Genomic DNA, 25999 nt, shown 5'->3' with positions numbered 1-25999 from the left:
GGGGGGGGGCTCGGGGCTGGGGCGGCAACCCCCGGCGGGCCGCGGCCCGGGTTGGGCGGGGGCCCGCGGCCGTCAGTTTCGTGGTTGCCGGGTCTAGACCGTGGCGCTCTTTTCTGCACCCTCGGGCTGAACGACGTTCGCGGTCGGCTGCAGGTTCTCAGCGTCTACCATCCATGCGTACTGCTCGAGCTTGCCGATGAAACCGTGCAGGATGTCCGCGGTCGTCGGGTCCTCTTCGTCCACCTGGTCATGGACGTCCCGCATGGTCTGGACCGTTCCGCGGAGCAGTGCCACCACCAGCGTGACGGTGTGTTTGGTGTCGACCAGGCCCGCGGGGAACGGCGGCAGGGACGTGCCTTCGGCGACGGCCTGGCTGCGGCCATCGGGGACGGCCTCAAGGGCACGCATTCGTTCGGCGAGTTCGTCCGCGAAGAGCCGGGCGTCGTCGATAATCTCATCCAGCTGCAGGTGGAGGTCGCGGAAGTTCTTGCCCACCACGTTCCAGTGCGCCTGCTTCCCTTGCAGGTGAAGTTCAATCAGGTCCACCAGGACGGCCTGCAGGTTGGTGGTCAGCTGCTGTGATGCCTTCATATTTCCTCCACATGTTGACGAGAAGAGCCGGTTCGGCCGCGGCGTCGTGCGGGATCTCCGGTTCGGGGCCGGGCCGGGATATAAGTAAGCTTACCGTCAGCTTGTGATCTGTTGTCCACTTGGTTACGGTGGGGAACCGGGGATGAATAAGGCCCCTTAGTATTGGGGACTGTTTCACAACGAACAGTGCCACCCGCGACTGAAGGGACACTATGCACACCGTAGAAGAATCCGTTGACGTTGCTGTACCTGTCACCACGGCCTACAACCAGTGGACGCAGTTTGAGTCTTTCCCGCACTTTATGAAGGGCGTGGAGTCCGTCACCCAAATCACGGACATGGAATCCCGCTGGACCACCAAGATCGGCGGTGTCGAGCGGACGTTCGACACGACGGTCACGGAACAACACCCGGATGAGCGTGTTGCCTGGAAGAGCACCGACGGAAAGTCGCACGCCGGCGTCGTGACGTTCCACCGCCTTGGCGACGCCGAGACCCGTGTCACGGTTCAGCTGGACTGGGATCCGGAGACATTCGCGGAAAAACTCGGTGCCGCTGTTGGTGCCGACGACCACCGGGTCAAGGGAGACCTCGCACGGTTTAAAGAATTCATCGAGTCACGGGGATCTGAGACAGGCTCCTGGCGCGGAAATGTGGACGCTGCCCCAACGGCTGCCACGGGTGCCGGGGGCCTGAAGGCCGCCCCAACGGCCGACCCCTCACTCGATGATCCGGAGTCGGGCGGCCCGAGGGCGAGCGGCGTTTAGCCGCTTTCCTGTCCGATCCGGACACAAAGCCCGGTGTCCCTCCCGTTCGAGGAGGGACACCGGGCTTTTTGTTGTCCGGAACAGGGCCGTTCGCGCCCGCTTACGCCGGATCCAGTCCCCGGACCGCAGGTCCTTCCAAGACCTCGCCTGTGGCTGCGAAGCGCGAGCCGTGCAGGGGACAGTCCCAAGAGGCCTCCGCGTCGTTCCAGTTCAGGATGCCGTGAAGGTGAGGGCAGATGGCAGAGCGCCGGGTGGTCACACCGTTGACGGTGCAGACGGCCACCGGCGTGCCGCCCTCCCTGACCACGGCGCCGAGACCTTCGGGAGGGACAGAATCAGCCGTGCGGGCGAGTCCGCCGGCCCAGCCGCTGATCATCTGGAGGCCGACCTCGGCGTTGTCCTTCACAGTGGACATGGCGTCGGGCACGCTAATCTTCGCCTTGTACAGGTCTTGGGACGGATCGGGTTCGCCAAGGATTTTTGCAGCCAGTGACAACGCAGCTGCTACAGCGTTGGTCATGCCCCATTTGTTGAATCCGGTGGCTGCATAGATGTTCTTGCCGAGCAGGGGCAGTTCCCCCACGTATGGTACTGCCGACGCCGGTCCGTAGTCCTGGGCAGACCAGCCGTAACGGGCTTCTGAGACATCGAAGTGCTCCTGCGTCCAGCGGTTAAGATCGGTGACGCGGTCGCGCGTATGGGACGCGCGGCCCACAGGATGGCCATTGCCGCCGGACACCAGATACTGTGTGCCGTTCACACTCGCCGTCCGGAGCGAACGCGCCGGCTGGTCTACGGACAGGTACATGCCGGCGGGGACCTCACCTCTCACCGGAAAAGCAGCTGCGTAGGAACGAAGCGGCTTGACGACGGCGAAGTAACCTCCGCGGTCCAGGATCGGTATTCCGGTGGCAAGGACGACGGAGCCGGCCTCGACGGATCCGCCCGCGGTGTCCACACGCACCTTCCCCTCAGGCGTGTGATGGACTTCAGTGACCCGGATGCCCTCAATGAGGGCCCCGGAGTGCTTTCGGAGTTCACGTGCCAGGGCTGCCAGTGCCTCCAGGGGATGGAACTGTGCCTGGCCGGGGAGCTTCAGGGCGGTCCTGACGGCGAACGGCAGCTCAGTATCGGTGGTGCTCTGGACCGGAAGTCCAGCCGCGAGGCACGCATCCCGCTCGTCGGACAGCGAGGACGCACCCGCTTCAGTGACGGCATAGGTCCAGGCGTCCCGGACTTCGTAGCCCACACCTGCCTCCGTGCAGAACCGCAGCAGCCACTCCTGCCCGCGGCGGTTGGCGTCGACGTACCCGGTGGCTGTACCGGTGTTGTGATGCCTTGCCACTCCTGAGATGACAGTGCCCTGCAGGAGGCTGATTTTCGCCGTGGTGTTTCCGGTAGTGACAGCGCCGGTCTTTCGTGCTTCCAGTACGGCAACCCGCTGTCCCCGCCGGGCAAGGAGAAGGGCCGTGGTGAGCCCCGTGAGTCCCGCACCTACGACAACGGTGTCATAGCTGCTTCCCGGGACGAAGGTGTCAGAGGGGATTGCGGGAGCGGTATCCAGCCAGAGCGATTGCATGGCGTTCCTTCCTGTGGACCGGGCTCCAGCCCACAGCCCTGAAGGCCGTCCGTCAAGGTCTGTTGAGCCCTTTTGCGTACACGTTGACACTGGGTAGTAAGCATGCTTCCCAAGGGTAAGCCGCTGTGCAACAGTTAAAAGCGTAGGTTTACGGGCCTCCGTATGGCCGGAGTCCACGACTCTTCGCCGGAGCTAAGGAGTTGGCCATGTCTTACGCAAGCAGCAGCCGGGGACTGTCTTCCCGCAGAACCAGCACCCAGATAGCAGCGATCGTCTTTGGCGTGATTTTCCTGGCTATAGGCGTACTGGGCTTTATCCCCGGAATCACCACGAACTACGGCGCGCTTTACTTTGCCGGGTATACGTCCGAGGCCGCACTTCTGGGTCTCTTCCAGGTGTCAGTACTCCATAACGTTGTTCATATGCTGCTCGGATTCGTCGGCCTGTGGATGGCCAGAAGCCACTCATCAGCACGGACGTACCTGATTGGCGCCGGTGTCTTGTACCTGCTCCTCTTCATTTACGGGCTGATTGTGCCCTTGAATGGTGCAGGCAATTTCGTCCCGTTCAACTGGGCGGACAACTGGCTGCACCTGGGGCTGGCAGTCGTCATGATCATTCTCGGTTTTGTCCTTGGCGCTGAGCGGGCGAGCGGAAGCAGCGGCAGCCGGGGATCCCCCGGTGAAGGAAGTATTCCGAACTAGGGTTCGAAGGAAGGCACGGCATGCTGGCCGTGCCTTTCGCATGTCCGACGTGTCACTCGAGAAAACGAGTATGACGGCAGATTCCCGTACTCGCCGCGCAGGCTGTAATTTAGACAGCATCCTTACGAAGGGAGTGCTGCCGTGCACCTGCATAGCACCGATAATGCCCGATCCTCCGCCAGGACTATGTCCGTCGGCATCAGCCAATGACCGGCGTGGTCCGTCTGGCAGCCGCATCCCCGGAGTCTTCGGATGCCGCCCTCGCCGACCTGGCAAGAATGGCAGGGGAAATAAACGGTTCGGCTGTCGCAGCACTCTCGATCCTTAAGCCCGCGGCTGCCGAAGCTCCGTTGCCTGGCCGGGGCTCAACGCGGTATCTGTGGGAGCTGCTCGCTACCCTGGGTGCCGCCGATCTGACGGCAGCACGGGTGGTTGAGCCTCATCTCGATGCCCGCGCGATCCTGTCTGAGTCCACATCGGATCCCGAGCATACGGAATATTCCGCAAAGGGTATATCTTTCGACGGCGGGTCCTGGGGAGTCTTCGCAGCCGAAGCCGGCGGGATGGGCCTCGAAGCAGAGCAGCAGGACGGGGAGTGGAGAATCACCGGCCGCAAGCCGTGGTGTTCCCTGGCCGACCAGTTGGATTATGCGGTAGTGACCGCCCGTACCGGCCCCGAATCCCGCCGGGCATTCGCCGTAGACCTCCGGGAGCCCGGTGTAGTAGCCGGCCGGGGGCCTTGGATTAGCCGGGGACTGGCCGCCGTGGACAGCGCGCCGGTCGATTTCTCGAATGTCCCCGGCGTTCCCGTCGGAACAGACAACTGGTACTTGCAGCGCAGCGGCTTCGCCTGGGGAGGCATGGGGGTGGCTGCCGTCTGGTACGGCGGAGCCGTAGGCGTTGCGCGACGTCTGCTGCAGGCGAGCCGTGAGCGGAAGCCGGACCAGATCGCGTCGATGCTGATGGGACAAGTGGACACCGCCCTGTTCGCGGCCCGTACGGCATTGGCCTCGGCCGCTCGTGAGGTTGATGCCGGCCGGGCGAACAGCACCTCCGGCGCCGTCTTGGCTGCCCGCGTCAGGAGCGTCGTCGCCGGGGCAGCGGAACGGGTGCTGGTGGCGGCTGCCCATGGCATGGGGCCGGGGCCGCTGGCAACGGAAGAGGAACATGCCCGGCGGGTAGCCGACCTGCACGTGTACATACGCCAGCACCACGCCGAGCGCGACGACGCTTCGCTGGGCAGTGCCGTGCTGGCTGGAGGAGCAGATCCTTGGTGAGTTTTACGCACTTGGACCAAACCCGCAGCGAACCGGCCTGGCTGGAGGTGCTGCGGAACGTCCGGCCGCTCTCCGATGAGCTTCCCGGCGTCCCGTCCCGGCTGGTGGTGCTTGCCGCCCACCCGGACGACGAAACCCTGGGAGCGGGCGGGCTGGTTGCCTCCCTGGCAGCAGCCGGGACGGCAATCGATGTCATCGTGGCAACCGCCGGAGAAGGATCGCATCCAGACTCCAAGACGTACTCGCCTCAGGCGCTGGCCACTCTCCGGAACAAGGAACTGCACGACGCCGTCTCCCGGCTGGCGCCCGCAGCACGGGTCCATCTGCTCTCGCTGCCGGACGGCGGACTGTCCGCACACCGGGCCGAGGTGGACCGGGCCCTGGTGGAGGTCGTCGGTGAAGACAGTGATGATCTGTGGGTTGCCGCACCGTGGCGGGGCGACGGGCACACGGACCACGACACTGCCGGCAAGGCAGCAGCTGAATTCGCCGCAAAGGCACGCCTGCCGCTCCTGGAGTACCCCATCTGGCTTTGGCACTGGGGGACGCCCGCCGATGTGCCGCCTGAACTGTGTGTCTTTGCGCTGGGGCAGGACGCAGCCGCGGCAAAACGCGAGGCCATGGCAGCCCACCACAGCCAGGTGAACCCACTCTCCGACCTGCCCGGAGACGAGGTCCTGCTCGCACCGGAAGTCCTGGCTCACTTTGAGCGCCCGTTCGAGAGCTTCGCCGTCACGGTTCCGAAATCCCAAACCCGCGTCTTCGAAGACCTGTATGCACGATCCTCCGATCCATGGAACTTCGAAGGAAGCTTCTACGAACACCGTAAACGCGCCCTGACGCTCGCCATGCTTCCGCAGGAACGTTTTGGGCGGGTCTTCGAACCCGGGTGCTCCATCGGGGTGCTGACAGCGGAGCTGGCCCGGCGAGCCGATTCGGTAACCGCCATGGACGTCTCACAGCGGGCGCTGGGCCTGGCCGGGGAGCGGCTGGAAGCCGAGCCGGGGGTCCGCCTGGTCCAGGGCAGCATTCCCGGCGACTGGCCCGCAGGAACCTTCGATCTTGTGGTCATCTCCGAAGTTGGCTATTTCATGTCCCCGTCCCAGCTTCGCGACGTTGTGTCGCAGGCTGCCGGAACGCTCGCGGAAGACGGCGTGCTGTTGCTCTGTCACTGGCGGCACCCCATGGCGGACTGGCCGCTCTGCGGTGACGATGTCCACCAGGCGTTTCGGGACGGAAGCGGTCTCGAGATCCAGGCCGAGCATATCGAGGAAGACTTTCGGATCGACGTCCTGGTGCATCCGCAGGCAGTATCGCCCGCCCGCCGTGAGGGCTTGCTTTGACCCTGCGCCGGGCCGGCGTCGTCATTCCTGCACGCAATGAGGAAGAACTGCTGCCGCGGACGCTGGCCTCGGTAGCGGCGGCCTGTACGCCGGAAGCCGGGGTGACCGGTCCCGTGAGTGTCGCCGTCGTGGTCGATTCCTCCACCGACGGCACAGCCGATGCCGCCGACCGGGCCGCGTATGAACTGGGACTTGAGCTTCACCTGCTGGAAACCGGCGCCGGCATCGTCGGAGAAGCACGGGCCGCCGGGGTGGAGGCACTTCTGGAGGCCGGAGCCCAGTGGATCGGCAACACAGATGCGGACACGGTAGTCCCGCGCAACTGGCTGCACACCCAGCTGCAGTTCGCGGCTTCCGGCTATGGCCTGGTGCTGGGGACAGTTGTTCCCGACGCCTCGGATCTCACTCCGCGGCACCTGGCCCTGTGGCATGCCCGCCATGAACTGGCCGAGGGGCATCCTCATGTTCACGGGGCGAATCTTGGTTTCTCTGACCTGGCCTACGCCGCGGCAGGAGGTTTTTTGCCGATGGCGGAGCACGAAGACCTGGACCTGGCCAACCGGATGAAAGCCGCCGGCGTTGCCTGGGTTGCAACGGACTGGAACCGGTCGGTCACGTCCGGGCGGTCCCAGGGCCGGGCCCCCGGTGGTTTCTCAGGTTTCCTCCGCCAGCTGCCCGGCTGAGAAGCCGGGCGTAGGTATGGCGCACGTGCGCCTCGCTGACTACCGTGGAGCGCATGGATACCGAGCAGATTCAGTCACGCATCCAGGAATTGGTAGACCAGGAACAGGCCCTGCGTGATGCGGGCCCCGACCAGGACCCGGATCAGCACGCTGAACAGCTTCGACGGGTAGCAGAGCAGCTCGACCAGTGCTGGGACCTGCTCAGGCAGCGCCGGGCACGCATGGACGCCGGAGCGAACCCGGACGAAGCATCAGTCCGGCCTGTCAGTGAAGTCGAAGGCTACCGGCAGTAGCGCCTTCCCTTCACCGCCTCAGCGACCGCATCAGCGTGGCTGCGCCAATCGTCCGGCGGAAGGGGCTGCGGCCGCGGAAGGTTTCGCCGGCGGCCCACCACATCATGGATCCCTGGCTGGCCCGGTGCAGCAGCGTCCTGTAGCGGGGCGTGAGCGCCATCCCTGAGGCTGCCCCGAAACCGGCCCAGGCGAGGAGCGGAAGGTTGGGGCGCAGGAAAACGGTCTGCTTGCCGCGGCGGTCACGGAAATAACTCGTAGAGCTCATCCTTTACGCACCTTTCTTGGTTTTCCGGCTGGATGATTTAGCCGCGGGCTTTTTCTCGGCTGGTTCCTTCTCAGTGGTCCCGCTCTTTTTGCCGCGGTTCTTCTCGACGCTGCGGCGAAGTGCCTCCATCAGATCCAGGACCTTTCCGCCCTCATCCTCGGACTCCTCACCGAAGGTTTCCTGCGTGTCCAGCGCTTCGCCCTTTTCCAGCTTGGCCTCGATGAGGGTCCGCAGCTGTTCCTGGTATTCGTCGGTGAAGCCGGACGGGTCAAAGTCGGAGCTGAACGAATCGACCAGCGCGGAGGACATCTCCAGCTCCTTGGCCGAAATTCGGACGCTTTCCTCCAGGGAAGGGAAGGCTGCCTCGCGGACCTCGTCCTCCCAGAGCAGGGTCTGCAGTGTCAGGACGTCACCGCGGACCCGCAGTGCACCCAACCGGCTCTTTTGCCGGAGGGAGAACTGCACGATGGCCGTCCGGTCCGTCTCTTCGAGAGTCCGGCGCAGGAGGACGTAGGACTTTGTGGACTTGGAATCCGGCTCGAGATAGTAGGTCCGGTCGAAGAGGATGGGGTCCACCTGATCGCTCGGGACGAACTCCACGACGTCGATTTCGCGGCTTTTCTCCACGGGCAGCGATGCCAGGTCCTCGTCCGTGAGCACCACTGTCTGCTCGCCGTCGTCATACGCCTTGGCGATGTTTTTATACTCAACGACTTCGCCGCAAATCTCGCAGCGCCGCTGGTAGCGGATCCGCCCGCCGTCCTTTTCGTGCACCTGATGCAGGCTGACATCGTGGTCCTCGGTGGCGGAATACACCTTAACCGGCACGTTGACCAGACCGAACGCTATGGCACCCTTCCAGATCGCTCTCATGTACCAAGTGAACACCAAGCAGGCTGAGAGTTTCCAGACTCGCGCACCGCGGCCGTTTTTCCGAGGGCCCTTGGCGCCGCGTCAATCCGCCTTTAACCTGTGAGCAGTTATCCGGCGCTCGGGGCGGTAGCTGACTCATAGGGACAGCCAATCCGGGAGAACCGAATGATTCAGGAACAAGACCTAGAGACCCTGCGCGGATTGGTCAGCGGGATTATCGGCCTTCCGGGCGAAGCCGTCTACGCCGAGGACACCGCGGCGTTTAACCTCGCGCAGGTGCACCGGCCGGATGCCACGCTGGGAGCGCTCGACGCCGGCGACGTCACCCGGGCAGTCGGGTGGGCGGCCGAACGCAGCATTCCGGTAGCCGTCCAGGCGACAGGGCACAACGCCTCTGCGCCCATGGATGAAGGACTGCTGGTCAACGCTTCGCGGCTCCAGGAAGTTGCCGTGGACCCGGCATCCGGTGCCGTCACCGTCGGGGCGGGAGCGCGGTGGTCATCGGTGCTGGAAAAGCTGCTGCCACTGGGCCTGACGGCGGCGCACGGTTCCAGTTCCAGCGTGGGCGTGGTGGGCTACACCCTCGGAGGCGGGCTGCCTTTGATGGGACGGACGCTCGGCTTCGCATCGGACCATGTCCGGAGTTTCGATTTGGTCACCCCCGACGGGCGGCATCGCCGAATCGATCCGGAGACGGAGCCGGAGCTCTTTACCGTGCTGCGAGGGGGCAAGGGTAACTTCGGAATCGTCACATCCATGACCCTGGGCGTGGTTCCGCTGGGGGAGTTCTACGGCGGGCAACTCGTTTATGCGGAAGATTCCTCCGCCCGGGTGCTGGAACTTTTCCGGCAGTGGGCACCGACGCTGCCGCGGGAGGCTTCAGCGTCGCTGGCATTTATGCACCTGCCCGACCTTCCGTTCCTTCCGGAAGAGATGCGGGGTACGGCCCCGGTCATCCTGCGCTTCGGGTTCTTTGGAGAAGCAGGGGAGGCAGCTGAACTCCTGGCACCTATGCGGGAAGTACAGGCACTGCGGGACACCACGGGACCCATGAATTACCGGGACATCGATGCAGTACACGGCGACCCCACGGATCCCGCTCCCGGCATGGAACGGGGAATGCTGCTGACGGAACTCAGCGACGAAACGGCCAGTGAACTGCTGCAGCAAATTGGCCCGGGTTCCGGAACGCCCCTGGTCATGGCCGAGCTGCGCCTTCTTGGCGGGGCGCTGGGCGAGGCTCCCGCATTCCCGGATGCCGTATCGGGACGCTCTGCCGCCTTCCATCTCTTCATCCTCGGCGTCGCGGGCCCGTCCGACGGCGATCCCGTGCAAGCCGCTCTGACCAGGCTGGCTCTCGCGCTGGAGCCCTGGGCTGCCGGCAGCCTGATCAACTTCCACGGCCCGGCGGGGGATGAGGCCAACCGCGCCCGGGCCTGGGAACCGGAGATGTACACCCGGCTGCGGGATGCCAAAGCCGCTTGGGACCCGCAGAACCTCTTCCGTTACGGCCACGCCGTTCCGCCGGTTGGTTTAATGGAGACGGCACCCGGCTAATTCCCGGCCGGTCCGGCGGGGAGGGGCAGGAATCAGCGGTATGGACTCTCAATCCCGGGTACGTGACGAACTCACAGTAGGGCAGGTTGCTGAGCGAAGCGGCGTCGCTGTCTCCGCCCTGCACTTCTATGAACGCCAGGGCCTGATCCGGAGCCGCCGCACCGCCGGAAACCAGCGTCGTTTCGACCGCTCGGTGCTGCGCCGGGTCGCGGTCATCCGGGCCGCCCAGCGAGCGGGGATCCCGCTCTCCCATATCGCCGCGGTTTTCGCCGAGCTTCCCGGCGACGGTGTGCCGGACCAGGATGACTGGCGGCGCCTAAGTGGCGTCTGGCGGGCCGAACTCGATGACCGGATCCGGCAGCTGGAAGCACTGCGCGACCGGCTCGGAGGATGTATTGGCTGCGGCTGCCTGTCCCTGGCGGAATGCGGTTTTGTGAATCCGGAGGATGCTTCGGGGCTGGAGGCTCCAGGCGCGCGGATGCTGGAACCGGGCTCCTGATTTGACCTCAACTATTGTTGAGGTTCTAACGTTGAGCCATGACTTCAACGGCAGTAACCCATCCCCTCGTTGATGACTTCAAAGACGCCTTCCGCGGCCATCCCGCCGGAGTCGCCATTATTACCGCCGAGGGGTCGGAAGGTCCCGTCGGACTGACGGCATCCTCCGTGAGTTCGGTATCCGCCGTTCCGCCGGTCGTGGCCTTCTCCCTGGCGTCGGCGCAGGGGTCAGCCGGCGTCATCGGCGCGGCGGAAACCGTGGTGGTGCATCTGCTCGGTGCAGACAACGCAGAGCTGGCAGCCGTTTTCGCGTCTGCCGGTTCCGAGAGGTTCGGTCCGGACCGGGACTGGACCCGTCTTCCCGGGGGAGAACCACTGCTGCACGGCGTCCCCCGTGCTTTGGTGTGCCGCGTGATGTCACGGATGCAGGCCGGAAGTTCAATCCTGCTGGCCGCCGGCGTGGAGGAGATCGTGACCGGCCCGCCCGCGGCACCCCTGGTTTACCACGACCGCACTTTCCACCATTTGGGTGACCACTCGGCCCTCTAGCTGCGATTTTGGCGGAGATCCCGCCCTGCGGCCCGCGCCAGGGCTTCGGCCACGCGCGCAAGTGCCGGAATCTCAACCCGCCACTGCTGCCAGAAGAGGGGAACATCCAGGATCTGTCCCGGCTCGAGAAGCACCAGGGAACCGTTTTCCAGGAACGGGTTGGTCTGGAGGTCCGGAAGCATGCCCCAGCCAAACCCCAGCCGCACCGCCTGCAGGAAGTCTGAGGACGCAGGAACGTAGTGGCGCGGTGGCATTACTCCGGACCCGAATCTTTCCTCCAGAAATCTCTCCTGGAGCGCATCCTTGCGGTTGAAGACGATCATGGGTGCCAGGCCGGCAGCCTGCGCCGTCCATCCTTCGGGAAACCACCGGCGGCAGAACGCAGCGCTGGCCACCGGCCGGTAGCGCATGACTCCCAGCGGTGTGACCGAGCAGCCCTGTACTGCTGCCGGACTGGAGGTCACCGCTCCCATGGCAGTTCCGTTCCGCAGGCTCTCCGCCGAATAGTCCTGGTCCTCCAGCATGAACTCCAGGCTCACGTCCTGCAGCCCCGCCAAGGCCGGAAGCACCCAGGTCGCCAGCGAGTCTGCGTTGACCACCAGCTGCACACTGGGGGGCCGTCCCTGCTCCGTCAGCCCCAGCCGTTCGACGGCGTCGCTCTCCAGGGCGGCGATTTGCCGCGCCAAACGCAGCAGGACGGCACCGGGCTCCGTTGCCGCCGCCGGACGGGTGCGGCGGACCAGGATGCAGCCGGCCCGCACCTCGAGTGCCTTGACCCGCTGGCTGACGGCGGACGGGGTCAGGTGCAGTGCGGCCGCGGCGGCGTCGAAGCCCCCGTGGTCAATGACAGCGCTCAGGGCGCGCAGCTGGTCCGCGTTGAAGTCCATATTAAGAAATACTAATGTTCGGTGAAAATAATTAGCTAGGAAGTAATGTTCCCAGAGTCCTAACGTAGGGAACATGACCTCCCATCTCGTTTCCCTGCTCACCGGCTTCGGCAGTGGGCTGGCACTGATAGTCGCCATTGGCGCGCAGAACGCCTTTGTCCTTCGGCAGGGAATCCGGCGCGAACATCTGCCTGCAGTGCTCGCTGTCTGCATCCTCAGCGACGCCGTCCTGATCCTTGCCGGAACAGCAGGTATCGGCAGGCTGACCGAATCCGCCCCCTTCCTGGTAGACGTGCTGCGCTGGGCGGGGGCAGCGTTTCTCCTGGTTTACGCAGGGCTGTCCCTTCGGCGCGCTATCCGACCTTCAGCACTGCATGCAGCTGGGACGGGAAGCGGGTCGACGGCGGCAGCTGTCCTCACGTGCCTGAGCCTCACCTGGCTCAATCCGCACGTGTACCTGGACACGGTGGTCCTGCTCGGTTCGCTTTCAGCCACTCACGGAGCTGACGGCCGCTGGATCTTCGCGGCCGGCGCCGTGGCCGCCAGCGCCGTGTGGTTCACCGTCCTGGGTTTTGGTGCCCGGCTGCTGGCCCCGGTGTTCGCCCGGCCCACGGCATGGCGGGTGCTCGACCTGGGGATCGCCGTCTTCATGGCGGTACTGGCCTTCAGCCTTCTCCGGAGCCCGGTGTAGGCGCAGAAGGCAGCCTGCATCCAAAGGTCCGCTGTGCGGACAGGGCCTAAGCGGAGGCCACCTGCATCTGGGCGTCAATCAGGATTTCGGCGGCCCGGCGTGCCTGGTGGGCCGGTTCGGCGGACCCGCGGATCGCCGCCGTCGTCTGTGCTCCCTCGGCCAGCAGGACCAGCTGGGGGCCGAGGACCGGTTCCCCGCCGGCTGCCGCAACCAGTTCGTCCACTACGCGCTGGAAAGACTCCTTATGGGCCCGCGTACGCTGCGCAACATCGGGGGACTGGCTCCCCAGTTCCCCAAAGGTGTTAATGAAGGCGCAGCCGCGGAAGGATTCCTCCGCGAACCAGTCGGCAAGGTAGTCGTAGACGGCCAGCAGCTTCTGCCGCGGTTCCGGGGCTTCATCGATCCTGGCCTGCAACCCGGTAGTCCAGGTGGTGTGGCGCCGGTCCAGCACGGCGAATAGTATGGCCTGCTTAGACGGGAACAGGGCATAGAGCTTCTTCAGCGGGAGGCCAGCCTCGCGCCGAAGTTCAGCCATGCCGACAGCTTGGACGCCGCGCTGATAAAAAAGGCGGTCCGCGACGTCGATGATGTGTCCACGTTCGTCCGCTAAGTCCATACGCTCCATTGTACTTGCTCTGAGAACGATCGTTCCCTAGAGTTGGCACACGATGGAGAATGATCATTCTCAACGCTTCACGAGGAGGAACCACAATGGGACGCATCAGCGTAGGTACGGAAAACAGCACCTCGATAGACCTCTACTACGAGGACCACGGCTCGGGGCAGCCGGTTGTCCTCATCCACGGCTACCCGCTGGACGGGTCCTCCTGGGAGAAGCAGACCGCTGCACTGCTGGCGGCGGGTTACCGGGTGATCACGTATGACCGCCGCGGTTTCGGCCGATCCGGTAAGCCTGCCACGGGTTACGACTACGACACCTTCGCAGCGGACCTCAACTCCGTGCTCAACACGCTGGACCTCCAGGACGCCGTTTTGGTCGGCTTCTCCATGGGTACCGGGGAAGTGGGCCGCTACCTCGGTACCTACGGTTCCGGCCGCGTCGCCAAGGCTGTGTTCCTGGGTTCGCTGGAGCCGTATCTGCTGAAGGCAGATGACAATCCGGAAGGTGTCCCGCAAGAGGTCTTCGACGGACTGCTGGAGGCTGTCACAGCGGACCGGTATGCCTTCTTTACCGAGTTCTTCAAGAACTTCTACAACGCCGATGAACTGCTGGGCACGCCGCGGCTTAGCCAGGAGGTCATGGACGCCGGATGGAACCTGGCTTCCAGTGCCAGTCCTGTCGCGTCAATTGCGGCACAGCCCACCTGGCTGACCGACTTCCGGCAGGACATCCCGAAGATCGACGTTCCCGCCCTGATCGTCCACGGCACGGCAGACAACATCCTGCCCATTGATGCAACGGGACGGCGTTTCGCCCGTGCTCTGCCTTCGGCCGAGTACATCGAGATTGAGGGAGCGCCGCACGGGCTCCTGTGGACCCACGCCGACGAAGTCAACGATGCACTGTTGAAGTTCCTGACGCAGTAGTCCCAAGTCCCCGGCCCGCCCGCCGCAGGGATGGGTTACAGTGTGCTCCATCAATGGGGGAGGGCCGGGGAAACACCAGCGAAGGCGGCGGGCACGCAGCCGGTTTCGGTTCCCGCCCCGGACAAGCGAAGGGGACACAGTCCGTGACCAGCAAGCAGAGCGACTTCGACCCGCGTTACGACGCCGCCTTCCAGCGTGGTGGAGGGGACGGCGGGACAGGTATCCAGCGGTTTACCGCGGAGACGCCCCAGATGGTGGAGATCAGCGATGTCCCGGCAGTATCGCACCCCACCAGTGCTCCTCCGCAGGTCTGGGTGGAACTTGAGCGGCGCCAGCGCAAATACCGTCTCGCGGCCTGGGGCCTCGCGGGAGGGCTGGTGGTGCTGGGCCTCTTCGGGCTGTTCGCAGACATCATCATCCCGCCGGAACCCGCGGAGCCGCAGGTGAACTACAGCGGTTACATGAACGAACCATGGACCATGAGACTCCGCTATGCGGCACCGAACCTGATTATGCTGGGGGTAATAACCGCCATCATCCAGGTCGTCATCGAACAGATGCAGGCCTTCCGGATGCGGATGGGCCGCTGACGGTCCACGCCGGGCATGGCACGCCAAGCAAGGAGAACCAATGAGCGGGAAAAAGTCTTTCCAGGACCTGACGGCCGACCAGAAAAAGGGTCTCGGGATCCTTTCGAGCATCCAGTTCCTGCTGGCCGGTGCCGCGCTCGTGGACATCTGGCGCCGTCCGGGCAGTGAAATCAACGGTCCCAAAGCTGCCTGGAGCGCAGCCTGCGCCGTGAACTTTGTCGGCCCGATCGCCTACTTTGTGTTCGGTCGCCGCCGGAACTAGCTCTTCGCCTGCGTGGAATATTCCGTCCACGGAACATTCCAGTCCCCGTAGCCGTCCCACATGGCTGTGGGGCCCACTCCGGTGTTCAGTACCTGCACCAGGTCCCCCGGTTCGAAGGTGTCGTAAAAGTACTTCGCCCCCTCAGGTGACATGCCGATGCAGCCGTGGGAAACGTTGATGACGCCGAGTGCGCCCATGGCCCCGGGCAGTGCCTGATGGACGAAGACGCCGCTGTTGGTCAGGCGGCTCGCCCAGGATGCGTCGAAGGGTTCGTAGTAGGCGGGGTCTCCCGGCTTCAGGCCAATGCTCTCGGCCCGGAACGGCAGCGTCGAGTGCTGGGACATGACCACCTGGTAGCCGCTGGGAGAGGGCCATTCCGAGTCACCCAGGGTGACGGGGAACGAACGGGTGAGCTGCCCGTCAATAAAGACCTGCATGGTCTTGGTCAGGTTATCCACGACCGCAACACGGCTGTTGTGGACCTGGAAGGTCCGCTTTTCGTTGAAGTTGCCGATCATCGAATTTCCGAAATCCACACCAAAAAGCTTCATATCCACGGTGACGGTGGAGTTCGGTTCCCAGAATGTTTCCGGCCGGTAGCGTGCCTTGTTATCCGAAATCCAGTAGAAGGCGCCAACCTGCCCGCTGGTGCTGCTGACCGTGATGGCAGCTTCGACGGCTTCCTTGTTCAGCACAGGTTCACTGAAATTGATCTCGATCGGATGCCCGACGCCGACGACGGACTGGTCCAGCGGACCCATAAAGGCGTTGGCCTCGTTCGGCGGTGTGACGGTGTGGAAGGCCTGCGATGAAGTCTTCGTCTCGCCGTTGGAATCGGCCAGCGTGAACGTGAAGGTGTATTGGGTGTTGAAAGCCAGGGGCTCTGACGCTGACCATTCTGTCCGATTGCCGGCGAATTCGCCGGCAACGTCCTCACCGCCTGCTTCCGGGGCAAGGCTCACGGATTCGATGGTGCCGTGCTGGACCTTCAGAGTGGGGACCGTTACCGGATTGACCTCGACGGCGTCATGCGCGGGTTCGGCGGTGAATTCAACCGGGACGGCAGGTTCGGCCGGCTTGCTGGGCGACGGCGTGGACCCGGGCGTCTGCGCGGTGGATCCGCCGTCGAACGCGCCAGTGGCAGCGGCAACGCCTGCTGCGCCGCCGATGACCAGGACCCCCGCCGCGGCGGCCAGGATCCACCGCTTACGGCTGCTCTTTTCCTGCAATGTTCAATCCCCTTGGTTCTCTTTGGCTGAAGTCATACTACGTGAGCAAGGCTGTTCGGTGGGATGGCTGCGTCATTGCCGGACCTCGCCGGCCGGGTCGCCGGACAGTGCGTGGGCCACCAGCGGTCCCAGAGACGCAGCGCCGGCAGCGGAGAGATGGTAGGCATCGGCGTAAAGCGGTGTGCTGCCCACGAAGGAGGGACAGCGTCCGTCAACGCAGAACCACGCGGTGGTATCGATCCACTGAACGCCGGGGTTTCCGGCCAGGGCTGCCCGGGCTTCGAGTGCCGCCCGGTCACTGTGTCCTTCCGGAAGGGCCTGCTCGCAGTCCTTGGGGCTGCTGAACCTGGTGGCGCACTGAGCCGGATCCTTTGCTTCAGGCGGCGCCCCAAGGACCAGGATGCGTTCCGCCTTGGACGCCAGCCGCTCATGGATTCGCTGCGTTCCGCCTGCCCACTCGGCGTCGGCCGCTCCCCCGGTGGCGCCGCTGGAGAGCGCCGCATCGTAGCGGAACGATGCCATGAGCAGCACCTCCGGGCTCACTTCGCCGATTTTCTGGACGGCCCAGTCCCGGAAGACCGGGCACTCGGGATAGGGGGCGCCGCCGATCCGCGTCTGGGCAACGTCGGCGGGAGTGCAGCCCGCCGCGGTGTAGACGTGGATCCGCCATTGTCCAGGGTCCAGGACAGCCCGCAGCGCCGGTAGATAGGCCATCGCCACTGAGTCTCCGTACAGGACAAGGTCCCGGGAAGCGTCGGGGTCCCCGTAGACGCAGTGCGCCGTGTTGGCGACGGGGTCCGGGTTCCTGGCCTCATTGCTGCCAAGGCAGCCGTCCTGAATCCACTCAGCCGGTTTCGCGTTGCGCCCGCCCTCGGTGAAGGATGCCGGATCCGGTGAGAGGACCGGCCATTCCGGGCTGTCCAGGGCTTCGCGCAGTGCCGCGGTGTGGGCCGTCAGGGGATCCTGCTGTGCGGGGCCGCTTTCGCCGGGGGCCTCCGCAGGAAGGGACTCAACGCTGGACGGCACCGGAATCGGTACAGGCCGCTGCGGCGTTTCTGCGGCTGCCGGCGGGAGGCTGTTCTGCAGGGCTGTATCGATGGCAACTGTCACCAGGGCCGAGGCCAGCAGTCCCGTGGCCGCGGCCATGGCGGCCAGCCGGGCCGGACGCGGTGCCGTCGCCGGCTGGAAGTAGCGCCGGCCCCGTTCACGCGCGGTGTACCGGGGCATCAGCCAGCGCGAGTGCCGGACGGGATCCTCAAGGAAGTGGAAGGAGAGACTGGCCAGCAGCAGCGACACCAGGAGCGCGGGCAGGGCAGGCGACTCCGGAATGAGGGCGGCGAAAAAGACGATGACGGGAAAGTGCCAGAGGTAGAGGGAGTAGGAAATACGTCCAAGGTAACGGCTGGCAGGATTCGTCAGGGGCCACATCACCCGGTTGTACCCGCGTCCAGGGACACCCGTTCCCGCGGCAATGAGCAGGACGGTGGCGGCCACGGGAAGCAGTGCCCAGGGGCCGGGAAAAGTGCTCTGCGGCGACAGGACAGCGAAGGACAGTGCGAGGCCGCCCAGTCCAACCCACCCGGCAACTGCCCGAAAGAGACCCGGCAGGTGGGCCAGCCACGGTGCCGCGACCGCCAGCATGGCTCCGGCACCGAGTTCCCACGCCCTGCTGAGGGTGGAGAAGTACGCCGTCGTGGGCCGGTGCGCAGTTTCCCACAGGGCAAAGACGAAAGTGAGCGCACAGAAACCGCCGATCAGGGCGAGCAGCAGCACACGCATTCCGCGGTCGGTGCAGCGCAGTACCGCGGCCAGGGCGATGCCTGACATCAGCAGCCAGGGCCAGGCAAGGTAGAACTGTTCCTCGACGCCGAGGGACCAGAAATGCTGCAGCGGGGAAACTGCTGCTCCTGCGTTCAGATAGTCCGTCCCGGACGCCGCAAACCGCCAGTTGCCCAGGAAGAAGAAGGACCAGACGGCGTCTTCGAGGATCGCCGCCGCGCGTCCGGGACCAAACACCACGAAAGCGGCCGTGGCAGTGGTGGCGAGGACTGCGACCGCGGCGGGAACCAGCCTGCGGATACGGCGGCGGTAGAAATCGCCGAGGGAAAGCCTCTCCGGAGAGGTAATGTCGCGCACCAGGATGGTGGTGATCAGGAAACCCGAAATGACAAAGAAGACGTCGACGCCGGCATAGCCGCCTGCCGGCCACGCATACAGGTGATGGCCGAGCACGGCAGCGACCGCGACGGCGCGCAGGCCCTCGATGTCATAGCGGAAGGCAGGGGCCGGCCGTTGCTGCCGCGCCTGGGCACGGCTGGACGGTGGCAGGGACACGTTCGACGCTTTCGGCAGGTGAGCGGGATTGGAACGAATCTAGCCCGCTGACCTGCTGCGCAGCCAATCCCCGCGCGGGGCAGGGAAAACTGGAATCAAACCTTGACAAACTGCCCGGGTAAAGCTTTACCCCAGTTCCGCCAGCCGGGCCGCCTGGCGGGTAATGTTCTTCGCCATGGACGGGAAGATCAATCCGTGGAAGGGGTAGATCAGCCACCAGTACAGCCGCCCCAAAAGCCCGCGCGGAAAGTAGATGGCGCGCTGGCTGTAGACGCTTCCGCCGCCGTCGGGATCCACCCGAAGCTCCAGCCAGGCCTTGCCGGGAACCCGCATCTCCGCCCGAAGCCGCAGCAGCGTCCCGCGTTCGAGGAACTCCACCCGCCACCAGTCCACGACATCGCCGGTAAAGAGCGTGGCCGGGTTCCGTCGTCCGCGGCTGAGGCCGGCACCCCCCACCGTCTTGTCCAAGACGCCGCGGATGGCCCAGGCCATGGGAAGGGAGTACCAGCCGTTGTTGCCGCCGATGCCTTCGATCACCTTCCAGACGTGGCTGGAGTCAACATCGGACCGGCGCCGGCGCTGGTCTACGTAGACTGTCTGGCCGGCCCAGTCCGGGTCTGACGGAAGCGGCTCCGACGCGAGATCGGCCGCGCTGGAGGCGCTGGCCCACGTGGTCTCCACCTCGTTACGGGCCTCTTTGCCCAGTGCCCGGGTGACGGCGTCGTGGTAGTTCGTCAGTCCGTTCTGAGGTTCCGGGATGTAGCCGGCGATGTCCCGTTCCTTGGCCACTGCATCATGCTGCAGCGATTCGACCAGGGGCCGGGACATGGAGAGCGGGATGGGCGTTACGAGTGCCACCCACAGGCCGGCCAGTTTGGGCGCCGGGATGGGGAGGGCATAAATCCGCCGCCGGGGCAGTCCTGCCACCTCCGCATAGCCGTTCATGATGTCGGCGTATTCCAGGACGTCGCCCGAGCCGAGGTCGAAGGTGCGGTTCAGGTTCCCGGGCAGGTCGACGGCGCGGGTCAGGTAGTGCAGGACGTCCCGTACGGCGATCGGCTCGATTTTCCGGCGAACCCAGCTCGGCGCGGGCATGACGGGCAGGGTCTCGGTCAGGTGCCGGATCATTTCGAACGACGCCGAGCCGGAACCAATCACCACCCCGGCCTGGAAAACCACTGCGGGGACGGTGCCGTTGAGCAGGATCTCGCCGACGGCGGTCCTTGAAGCCATGTGGGGGGAGAGCTCGCCCTCTGAAGGATGCAGGCCGCCCAGGTACACGATCCGCTTAACGCCGGCGTTCTCCGCTGATTGCGCCACGATGGTGGCGATGTTCTCTTCCTGCGCGGCGAACCCTTTGCCGGACGCCATGGAGTGGACCAGGAAATACACCGTGTCGACGTCTTGGAACGCCGAGTCGACGGAATCCGCATCCGACAGGTCGCCCTGGACGATTTCGACGTCGTCGTGCCACGGGACATCGTTCAGCTTGTCTGGTGAGCGGACCAGCACCCGCACATCATGCCCGTCCGCGAGGAGCAGCGGTACCAGCCGTCCGCCGATGTAGCCTGTGGCGCCGGTGACCAGGACCCGCTGCGTGTCAGTCATTTCCCCAACATACACACGATGCCTGCGCTCCGGAGGTCCCTGCGCGAACCCATCCAAAAAGCCCCGCAACATTTTGTAAGCATGCTGATGGCTACTGGAAATCAACTGCTAATCCCGGTAAGACTAGGGGGCATGGCAAGTACGGGAACGGCCCCGAAGCAGCGGGAAACGGTTAACGTGGACGGACACCGCCTGCGCCTGACCTCGCTGGACAAGGTGCTTTACCCCGAAACCGGTACCACCAAAGCAGATGTTCTCTCCTACTATGCCGCCATTGCGGACACCCTGATTCCCTACGCCCGCAACCGGCCCGCCACCCGCAAGCGCTGGGTCAACGGCGTCGGAACTCCGCAGCAGCCCGGGCAGGTCTTCTTCCAGAAGAACATCGATGACTCCGCACCCAGTTGGGTCAAGCACTACGCCATTGAGCACAAGGAGCGCACGAACGTCTATCCGCTGGTCAATGACCTGGCCACGCTGACCTGGCTGGCCCAGCTGGCTGCCCTGGAAATCCACGTCCCGCAGTGGCAGTTCGGCGCGCGGGGAGTAAAGCAGAATCCGGACCGGCTGGTCCTGGACCTGGATCCCGGGGAAGGAGCCTCGCTGGCGCAGTGCGCCGAGGTGGCCCGCCTGGCCCGCAGCATCCTCACCGACATGGGGCTCGACGCCCGCCCGGTCACCAGCGGCTCCAAGGGCATCCACCTTTACGCTGCCCTGGATAAGAAACAGACCTCGGATGAGGTCAGCGCCGTCGCGCATGAACTTGCGCGGGCGCTGGAAGCTGACCACCCGGACCTGGTGGTCAGCGATATGAAGAAGACGCTGCGCAAGGGCAAGGTGCTGGTGGACTGGAGCCAGAACAACGCCAACAAGACCACCATTTGCCCGTACTCGCTGCGCGGACGGTTCCATCCCACGGTCGCCGCGCCGCGGACCTGGGAGGAACTGGAGGACCCGGACCTGGCGCAGCTGGACTATGAGCAGGTCCTGGAGCGGGTGGACAACCTCGGTGATCCGCTGGCCGGAATGCACTCCGGACAGGCGGATGCCGGTGACCTCGACGCGGCGACGGCACCGGACAGGCTCCACAAGTACCGCAGCATGCGCGACGCCGCAAAGACGCCGGAGCCCGTTCCGGAAGAAGCGCCCAAGGCCGTGGAAGGCGACGGCAACAGCTTCGTCATCCAGGAGCACCACGCCAGGCGGCTGCACTGGGACTTTCGGCTGGAACGCGACGGCGTCCTGGTCTCCTGGGCGGTTCCCAAAGGCCCGCCCACAACGCCGGACAGAAACCACCTGGCGGTCCAGACGGAGGACCATCCCCTCGATTACGGCGGCTTCGAGGGCAGCATCCCCAAGGGTGAATACGGTGCCGGTGAAGTGACGATCTGGGACCACGGCACCTACGACACGGAAAAATGGCGTCCGGACAAGGAAGTCATCGTCACCGTGCACGGCCAGCCCGACGGCGGTCTGGCCCGGGACGGCGCGGCGGACCGGCGCTTCGCCTTCATCCACACCGGCGGCGAGGACGGAAAAAGCAACTGGCTCCTGCACCTGATGAAGGACCAGCGCCCGGCGGAGACCCGGGAGGCAGGAGGCGGCCCGGAGCCTGCGGCCAAGCGGACCCCGTCCAAGAAATCCGCCCCGGCCACACCGAACCCTGCCGAGGCAGCGAAGACCGCGGCCAAGGCCCGGCCGGACCCGCTGCCGCTTCCGGACGCCTCGGCGGTCAGGCAGGACATCAAAGACTCCGGCATGCCGTCCCTGAAGCCCATGCTTGCCACGCTGGGTTCCAAAGCGGATATCAACGACGACGCCGACTGGGCCTTCGAGATGAAATGGGACGGCGTGCGGGCCATCGCCGAAGTGACCCCGGAGGGCACCCGGCTGATCAGCCGCAACGGCAATGACATGACCGTGGCGTACCCCGAACTGCAGGAACTCGGCCGCTCCCTGAACGGTGAGCGGGCCGTGCTGGACGGGGAGATCGTGGCATTGAACAAGGCAGGACGGCCGGACTTCGGACTGCTCCAGCCGCGCATGCACCTGACCCGTGCCCGCGACGCGGAAGCCGCGGCCGCCAAGACTCCGGTGCAGTTCATGCTCTTTGACTTGCTCTGGCTGGACGGGAACTCCCTGCTGGAGCTCAGCTGGGAACAGCGCCGCGAAATCCTGGAACAGGCGGTGGAATCGAGCGACGCCGGCGGGCATATCCAGGTTCCCCCGGCCCTGGACCTGGGCATGGACGACGCCGTGGAGGCGAGCAAGGAGCTGGGGCTTGAGGGCGTCGTGGCCAAGCGCCGATCCGCGGACTACTCCGCCGGCATCCGGTCGCGCAGCTGGATCAAGCTGAAGAACCAGTTCAGCCAGGAAGTGGTCATAGTGGGCTGGCGGCCGGGCCAGGGCAGCCGGGCCAACAAGGTCGGGTCCCTGCTGGTGGCCGTGCCGGACGGAACCGAGCTGCAGTACATCGGCCGGGTCGGCTCCGGCCTCAGCGAGAAGGACCTGGCACTGGTGGGCTCACGGCTGAAGAAACTCTCCCGCAAGACCGCTCCGCTGGACGACGTGCCCCGGGCCGACGCCTCCGACGCGCACTGGGTCCGCCCGGTCCTGGTGGGGGAGGTGACCTACGCGGAGCGGACCGGCACAGGCAAGCTGCGGCACCCGGTATGGCGCGGACTGCGGCCGGACAAACGTCCCTCCGAGGTCGTAGCGGAAATCCCCGACCCGTCCTAAGACCGTAAGACCTCCAACCACCCCCAACCGGGAGGAACGCAGCAATGACCGACACCCGAACCCCTGAAGACCGCCTGCCCGGAACGGAACTGCCGCCGCAGGACCAGCTGCAGGCGGTGGATGCGTGGTGGCGGGCGGCCAACTACCTCTCCGCCGGCCAGATCTACCTGCGGGACAATCCGCTCCTGCGCCGGCCGCTTGAGCCTGCTGACGTGAAAGCCCGGCTGCTGGGACACTGGGGAACCACCCCCGGCCTGAACTTCATCTACGCGCACCTGAACCGGCTGATCAATGAGACCGGCCAGCAGTTCCTGTTCATCACCGGCCCGGGCCACGGCGGGCCGGCCAACGTCGCGAACGCCTGGCTGGAGGGGACCTACTCGGAGATCTACAGCCACATCGACGAGGACGAAGCCGGGCTGCGCACCCTGTTCAAGCAGTTCTCCTATCCCGGCGGCGTGCCCAGCCACGCAGCACCGGAAACCCCCGGCTCCATCCATGAGGGCGGCGAGCTGGGCTACTCGCTGGCCCACGCCTACGGTGCCGTCTTCGACAACCCGGACCTGGTGGCGGCCACGGTGATTGGCGACGGCGAGGCCGAGACCGGTCCGCTGGCCGCATCCTGGCACTCCAACAGCTTCCTGGACCCGGCCGTGGACGGAGCCGTCCTGCCGATCCTGCACCTGAACGGCTACAAGATCGCCAACCCCACAGTGCTGTCCCGGATGCCCGAATCCCAGCTGGTGAAGCTGCTCGAAGGCTACGGCTATCGCCCGCACTTCGTAACCGTGACGGACCCGGACGCCGTGATGGCCGCCCATGAGGACTTCGCCGCGGCGCTCAGCACCTGCCTCTCAGAGATCCACGCGATCCAGGCGCCCCACCGGACCAGCGGGAAGCCTGCGGTTCCGGCTGACACTCCGCCTGCCGGTGACGTCGATCCCCACGCCCCGCGCTGGCCCATGATCGTTCTCCGTTCCCCCAAGGGCTGGACCGGTCCGCGGGAAGTGGACGGCAAACCGGTGGAAGGGACCTGGCGGGCGCACCAGGTTCCCTTGTCCGAGGTGCACGACAATCCGGAACACCTCACCCAGCTCCAGGACTGGCTGCAGTCCTACCGCCCGGAGGAACTGTTCGACGGCGCGGGGCGGCTGCGCGGCGAAATCGCGTCCCTGGCCCCGGCCGGCAACCTGCGCATGAGCGCGACCCCGTATGCCAACGGCGGCCGCCTGCTCCAGGACCTGAGGCTGCCCGCCTATGCGGACTTCGCCGTCGCGCTTGAGGAGCCGGGCGGGGAACGCGTGAGCCCCATGCTGAACCTCGGAAAGTACCTCGCGGAGATCATCCGGCTCAACCCGGAGAACTTCCGGATCTTCGGGCCGGATGAGACGGCGTCGAACCGGCTGCAGGAAGTTTACGGCGTGACGGACAAGGTCTGGCAGCAGCGGATCGAGAAGGTGGACGAACACCTGGCCCGCAGCGGCCGGGTGGTGGAGGTGCTCAGCGAGCACCTCTGCGAGGGCTGGCTGGAAGGCTATCTGCTCACCGGCCGGCACGGCGTCTTCAACTGCTATGAAGCCTTTGTCCACATTGTCGACTCCATGTTCAACCAGCACGCCAAGTGGCTGAAGGTCAGCCGGGAGCTGTCCTGGCGCCAGCCCATCGCATCGCTGAACTATCTGCTCTCCAGCCACGTCTGGCAGCAGGACCACAACGGGTTCTCGCACCAGGACCCGGGGTTCATCGACCACGTGGTGAACAAGAAGTCTGACGTGATCCGGGTCTACCTGCCGCCGGATGCCAACACCCTGCTGGCCGTCACGCAGCACATCCTCGGGACCCGGGACCGGGTGAACGTGGTGGTCTCCGGCAAGCAGCCGGCACCCGTATGGCTGGATCCGGAGCAGGCTAAGCTGCACGTCAAACGGGGGATCGGGGTGTGGGACTTCGCCGGCAGCGAGGGCAACGGGCCCGGCCCGCAGCCGGATCCCGACGTCGTCATGGGCTGTGCAGGGGATGTGCCCACGCTGGAGACCATCGCTGCAGCCGCGCTGCTGAAGGAGCGCCTGCCGCAGCTGCGGATCCGGGTGGTGAACGTGGTGGACCTGATGCGGCTGCAGGATTCCACGGAGCATCCGCACGGGCTTTCCGACCGTGATTTCGACACCCTGTTCACCAAGGACCGGCCGGTGATTTTCGCGTACCACGGCTATCCGTGGCTTATCCACCGGCTGACGTACCGCCGCACCAACCATTCCAACCTGCATGTGCGCGGCTACAAGGAAGAAGGCACCACCACCACGCCGTTCGACATGGCGATGCTGAACCAGATCGACCGGTTCCAGCTGGCCATCGACGTGCTGGACCGCGTACCGTCGCTGGGGTCCACCCAAGCCGGCTTCCGGCAGTGGCTGCAGGACGAGCGCCAGCGGTGCCGCCAGTACACCCGGGATGAGGGGCAGGACCCGCCGTTCATCAGCGGGTGGACGCTCGAAGAGGCCCAGCGTTCAACGCAAGACTAGGTTTCCCGCGGGCTACCGCCCGCCGGGATGGCATGATCCGTCTACACGAAGGAGCACTATGTCCAACGAACAGTCGACCATTTCCGTATCCCGCGTCATCGACGCACCGGCAGGGGACATCTTCCACCTGCTCTCCAACCCCGAGCGGCACCACGAGCTGGACGGTTCCGGCATGGTGGTTTCTGACGAGAAGACCGACCGCATCGCCAAGGTCGGCGATGTGTTCACCATGAACATGAACAACGCCAAGATGGGTGACTACAAGACGGACAACCACGTCACCGGTTTTGACCACAACAAGCTGCTGGCCTGGCAGACCGCCGTCGCCGGCACCGAGCCCGCCGGCTGGGAATGGATGTGGGAGCTGGCGTCCATGGGCCCGGATTCCACCGAAGTGACCCTGACCTATGACTGGAGCAAGGTCACGGACAAGGAAACCCTGAAGAAGGTCTCCTTCCCGATGGTCAGCAAGGAAGAGCTCGAAGGCTCGCTGAACAAGCTGGCGGCCGCGGTTTCCGGTTCCTAATCCCCACCGAGAGGCCAGATGCGGCTCTTATAAGGCGTGAAACGAGCCGTAACTGGCCCCTCGAATGACGACGGCGGCCGGTTC

At 65.3% G+C, this 25999-nt stretch carries 24 protein-coding genes and 1 pseudogene; 16 read left to right on the top strand and 9 right to left on the bottom strand.

The annotated features are described in order from the left end of the window. Positions 1-93 precede the first annotated feature (93 nt). The gene (locus TVB01_RS02445) at positions 94-591 is read right to left on the bottom strand and encodes a Dps family protein (RefSeq protein WP_422453829.1); all 498 of its coding nucleotides are present in this window, start codon (positions 589-591) and stop codon (positions 94-96) included. 212 nt (positions 592-803) lie between these two features. Between TVB01_RS02445 and TVB01_RS02440 the strand changes: the two are divergent. Further along, a pseudogene (locus tag TVB01_RS02440) lies at positions 804-1253 on the top strand (SRPBCC family protein); the annotation flags it as partial. 205 nt (positions 1254-1458) lie between these two features. Here the strand turns inward: TVB01_RS02440 and TVB01_RS02435 are convergent. Then, positions 1459-2937 (bottom strand): FAD-dependent oxidoreductase, encoded by a 1479-nt coding sequence (locus tag TVB01_RS02435; protein WP_422453828.1) that lies wholly within the window; start codon positions 2935-2937, stop codon positions 1459-1461. Between the two features lie 206 nt (positions 2938-3143). On the opposite strand from TVB01_RS02435, the gene TVB01_RS02430 reads away from it, so the two are divergent. The 5 genes from TVB01_RS02430 (at position 3144) to TVB01_RS02410 (ending at position 7237) form a co-directional block, all read left to right on the top strand. Further along, on the top strand, positions 3144-3641 hold the full coding sequence (locus tag TVB01_RS02430) for a DUF4383 domain-containing protein (protein ID WP_422453826.1): 498 nt from the start codon (positions 3144-3146) through the stop codon (positions 3639-3641). Between the two features lie 206 nt (positions 3642-3847). Continuing rightward, positions 3848-4918 carry an acyl-CoA dehydrogenase family protein gene (locus TVB01_RS02425; protein ID WP_422453824.1) on the top strand — a complete coding sequence of 357 codons (1071 nt, stop codon included), beginning with the start codon at positions 3848-3850 and terminating at the stop codon, positions 4916-4918. Next, positions 4915-6261: a PIG-L family deacetylase gene (locus TVB01_RS02420; RefSeq protein WP_422453823.1), complete on the top strand. Its 1347-nt coding sequence runs from the start codon at positions 4915-4917 to the stop codon at positions 6259-6261. The genes TVB01_RS02425 and TVB01_RS02420 overlap by 4 nt, the downstream gene beginning before the upstream one ends. After that, positions 6258-6944, top strand: coding sequence for a glycosyltransferase (locus TVB01_RS02415; protein WP_422453821.1), 687 nt, complete (start codon positions 6258-6260; stop codon positions 6942-6944). Before TVB01_RS02420 ends, TVB01_RS02415 begins: the two co-directional genes overlap by 4 nt. 53 nt (positions 6945-6997) lie before the next feature. Next, positions 6998-7237, top strand: coding sequence for a DUF2630 family protein (locus TVB01_RS02410; RefSeq protein ID WP_422453819.1), 240 nt, complete (start codon positions 6998-7000; stop codon positions 7235-7237). Between the two features lie 10 nt (positions 7238-7247). On the opposite strand, the gene TVB01_RS02405 is transcribed toward TVB01_RS02410, so the two are convergent. Continuing rightward, entirely contained in the window at positions 7248-7502 is a 255-nt protein-coding gene (locus TVB01_RS02405; protein WP_422453818.1) for a hypothetical protein, read from the bottom strand. A gap of 3 nt (positions 7503-7505) precedes the next feature. Beyond that, the gene (locus tag TVB01_RS02400) at positions 7506-8375 is read right to left on the bottom strand and encodes a Ku protein (RefSeq protein ID WP_422453816.1); all 870 of its coding nucleotides are present in this window, start codon (positions 8373-8375) and stop codon (positions 7506-7508) included. 165 nt (positions 8376-8540) lie between these two features. Here TVB01_RS02400 and TVB01_RS02395 point away from each other — a divergent pair, with 165 nt between their 5' ends. From TVB01_RS02395 to TVB01_RS02385, 3 genes are read left to right on the top strand one after another with little or no spacing between them, the layout of a single operon-like run. Further along, positions 8541-9932, top strand: a complete 1392-nt coding sequence (locus tag TVB01_RS02395) for an FAD-binding oxidoreductase (protein WP_422453814.1) — start codon at positions 8541-8543, stop codon at positions 9930-9932. 40 nt (positions 9933-9972) lie between these two features. Then, positions 9973-10431: a redox-sensitive transcriptional activator SoxR gene (gene soxR / locus TVB01_RS02390; RefSeq protein WP_422453812.1), complete on the top strand. Its 459-nt coding sequence runs from the start codon at positions 9973-9975 to the stop codon at positions 10429-10431. Between the two features lie 38 nt (positions 10432-10469). After that, positions 10470-10979: a flavin reductase family protein gene (locus TVB01_RS02385; protein WP_422453811.1), complete on the top strand. Its 510-nt coding sequence runs from the start codon at positions 10470-10472 to the stop codon at positions 10977-10979. On the opposite strand, the gene TVB01_RS02380 is transcribed toward TVB01_RS02385, so the two are convergent. Further along, positions 10976-11866, bottom strand: a complete 891-nt coding sequence (locus TVB01_RS02380) for a LysR family transcriptional regulator ArgP (protein ID WP_422453809.1) — start codon at positions 11864-11866, stop codon at positions 10976-10978. The genes TVB01_RS02385 and TVB01_RS02380 overlap by 4 nt on opposite strands. Before the next feature lie 73 nt (positions 11867-11939). On the opposite strand from TVB01_RS02380, the gene TVB01_RS02375 reads away from it, so the two are divergent. Beyond that, positions 11940-12557 (top strand): LysE/ArgO family amino acid transporter, encoded by a 618-nt coding sequence (locus tag TVB01_RS02375; protein ID WP_422453807.1) that lies wholly within the window; start codon positions 11940-11942, stop codon positions 12555-12557. Between the two features lie 46 nt (positions 12558-12603). Here TVB01_RS02375 and TVB01_RS02370 read toward each other — a convergent pair whose 3' ends face one another. After that, the gene (locus TVB01_RS02370) at positions 12604-13173 is read right to left on the bottom strand and encodes a TetR/AcrR family transcriptional regulator (protein WP_422453806.1); all 570 of its coding nucleotides are present in this window, start codon (positions 13171-13173) and stop codon (positions 12604-12606) included. A gap of 95 nt (positions 13174-13268) precedes the next feature. Between TVB01_RS02370 and TVB01_RS02365 the strand changes: the two genes are divergently transcribed. From TVB01_RS02365 to TVB01_RS02355, 3 genes are all read left to right on the top strand, one after another. Further along, complete coding sequence (locus TVB01_RS02365) at positions 13269-14105, top strand: alpha/beta fold hydrolase (RefSeq protein WP_422453805.1); 837 nt, start codon at positions 13269-13271, stop codon at positions 14103-14105. Between the two features lie 143 nt (positions 14106-14248). Next, positions 14249-14695 carry a hypothetical protein gene (locus tag TVB01_RS02360; protein WP_422453803.1) on the top strand — a complete coding sequence of 149 codons (447 nt, stop codon included), beginning with the start codon at positions 14249-14251 and terminating at the stop codon, positions 14693-14695. A gap of 40 nt (positions 14696-14735) precedes the next feature. After that, entirely contained in the window at positions 14736-14957 is a 222-nt protein-coding gene (locus TVB01_RS02355; protein ID WP_422453801.1) for a PLD nuclease N-terminal domain-containing protein, read from the top strand. Here TVB01_RS02355 and TVB01_RS02350 read toward each other — a convergent pair. From TVB01_RS02350 to TVB01_RS02340, 3 genes are all read right to left on the bottom strand, one after another. Next, entirely contained in the window at positions 14954-16186 is a 1233-nt protein-coding gene (locus TVB01_RS02350) for an Ig-like domain-containing protein (protein WP_422453800.1), read from the bottom strand. The genes TVB01_RS02355 and TVB01_RS02350 overlap by 4 nt on opposite strands. Before the next feature lie 72 nt (positions 16187-16258). Further along, positions 16259-18520 carry an SGNH hydrolase domain-containing protein gene (locus TVB01_RS02345; protein WP_422453799.1) on the bottom strand — a complete coding sequence of 754 codons (2262 nt, stop codon included), beginning with the start codon at positions 18518-18520 and terminating at the stop codon, positions 16259-16261. A gap of 126 nt (positions 18521-18646) precedes the next feature. Next, positions 18647-20128, bottom strand: a complete 1482-nt coding sequence (locus TVB01_RS02340; RefSeq protein ID WP_422453797.1) for an SDR family oxidoreductase — start codon at positions 20126-20128, stop codon at positions 18647-18649. A 132-nt stretch (positions 20129-20260) separates the two neighbouring features. Here TVB01_RS02340 and TVB01_RS02335 point away from each other — a divergent pair, with 132 nt between their 5' ends. The 3 genes from TVB01_RS02335 to TVB01_RS02325 are packed head-to-tail and all read left to right on the top strand — an operon-like array spanning position 20261 to position 25915. After that, the gene (locus TVB01_RS02335; RefSeq protein ID WP_422453795.1) at positions 20261-22867 is read left to right on the top strand and encodes an ATP-dependent DNA ligase; all 2607 of its coding nucleotides are present in this window, start codon (positions 20261-20263) and stop codon (positions 22865-22867) included. 44 nt (positions 22868-22911) lie between these two features. Further along, positions 22912-25389, top strand: a complete 2478-nt coding sequence (locus TVB01_RS02330) for a phosphoketolase family protein (protein WP_422453793.1) — start codon at positions 22912-22914, stop codon at positions 25387-25389. A 58-nt stretch (positions 25390-25447) separates the two neighbouring features. Beyond that, positions 25448-25915: an SRPBCC family protein gene (locus TVB01_RS02325; protein WP_422453791.1), complete on the top strand. Its 468-nt coding sequence runs from the start codon at positions 25448-25450 to the stop codon at positions 25913-25915. Positions 25916-25999 lie beyond the last annotated feature (84 nt).

The sequence above is a fragment of the Arthrobacter sp. 7Tela_A1 genome, assembly GCF_049311065.1.
Taxonomy (GTDB): domain Bacteria; phylum Actinomycetota; class Actinomycetes; order Actinomycetales; family Micrococcaceae; genus Arthrobacter_B.
Note: the sequence above shows the minus strand (reverse complement) of the source record. Positions and strands in the feature narration are given on the sequence as shown.

Coding starts and splice junctions, on each gene's coding strand:
- TVB01_RS02340 (WP_422453797.1), bottom strand. CDS start 20,128: ATGACTGACACGCAGCGGGTCCTGGTCACCGGCGCCACAGGCTACATC.
- TVB01_RS02410 (WP_422453819.1), top strand. CDS start 6,998: ATGGATACCGAGCAGATTCAGTCACGCATCCAGGAATTGGTAGACCAG.
- TVB01_RS02395 (WP_422453814.1), top strand. CDS start 8,541: ATGATTCAGGAACAAGACCTAGAGACCCTGCGCGGATTGGTCAGCGGG.
- TVB01_RS02335 (WP_422453795.1), top strand. CDS start 20,261: ATGGCAAGTACGGGAACGGCCCCGAAGCAGCGGGAAACGGTTAACGTG.
- TVB01_RS02445 (WP_422453829.1), bottom strand. CDS start 591: ATGAAGGCATCACAGCAGCTGACCACCAACCTGCAGGCCGTCCTGGTG.
- soxR (WP_422453812.1), top strand. CDS start 9,973: ATGGACTCTCAATCCCGGGTACGTGACGAACTCACAGTAGGGCAGGTT.
- TVB01_RS02430 (WP_422453826.1), top strand. CDS start 3,144: ATGTCTTACGCAAGCAGCAGCCGGGGACTGTCTTCCCGCAGAACCAGC.
- TVB01_RS02370 (WP_422453806.1), bottom strand. CDS start 13,173: ATGGACTTAGCGGACGAACGTGGACACATCATCGACGTCGCGGACCGC.
- TVB01_RS02380 (WP_422453809.1), bottom strand. CDS start 11,866: ATGGACTTCAACGCGGACCAGCTGCGCGCCCTGAGCGCTGTCATTGAC.
- TVB01_RS02365 (WP_422453805.1), top strand. CDS start 13,269: ATGGGACGCATCAGCGTAGGTACGGAAAACAGCACCTCGATAGACCTC.
- TVB01_RS02435 (WP_422453828.1), bottom strand. CDS start 2,937: ATGCAATCGCTCTGGCTGGATACCGCTCCCGCAATCCCCTCTGACACC.
- TVB01_RS02400 (WP_422453816.1), bottom strand. CDS start 8,375: ATGAGAGCGATCTGGAAGGGTGCCATAGCGTTCGGTCTGGTCAACGTG.
- TVB01_RS02425 (WP_422453824.1), top strand. CDS start 3,848: ATGACCGGCGTGGTCCGTCTGGCAGCCGCATCCCCGGAGTCTTCGGAT.
- TVB01_RS02385 (WP_422453811.1), top strand. CDS start 10,470: ATGACTTCAACGGCAGTAACCCATCCCCTCGTTGATGACTTCAAAGAC.
- TVB01_RS02325 (WP_422453791.1), top strand. CDS start 25,448: ATGTCCAACGAACAGTCGACCATTTCCGTATCCCGCGTCATCGACGCA.
- TVB01_RS02375 (WP_422453807.1), top strand. CDS start 11,940: ATGACCTCCCATCTCGTTTCCCTGCTCACCGGCTTCGGCAGTGGGCTG.
- TVB01_RS02405 (WP_422453818.1), bottom strand. CDS start 7,502: ATGAGCTCTACGAGTTATTTCCGTGACCGCCGCGGCAAGCAGACCGTT.
- TVB01_RS02330 (WP_422453793.1), top strand. CDS start 22,912: ATGACCGACACCCGAACCCCTGAAGACCGCCTGCCCGGAACGGAACTG.
- TVB01_RS02355 (WP_422453801.1), top strand. CDS start 14,736: ATGAGCGGGAAAAAGTCTTTCCAGGACCTGACGGCCGACCAGAAAAAG.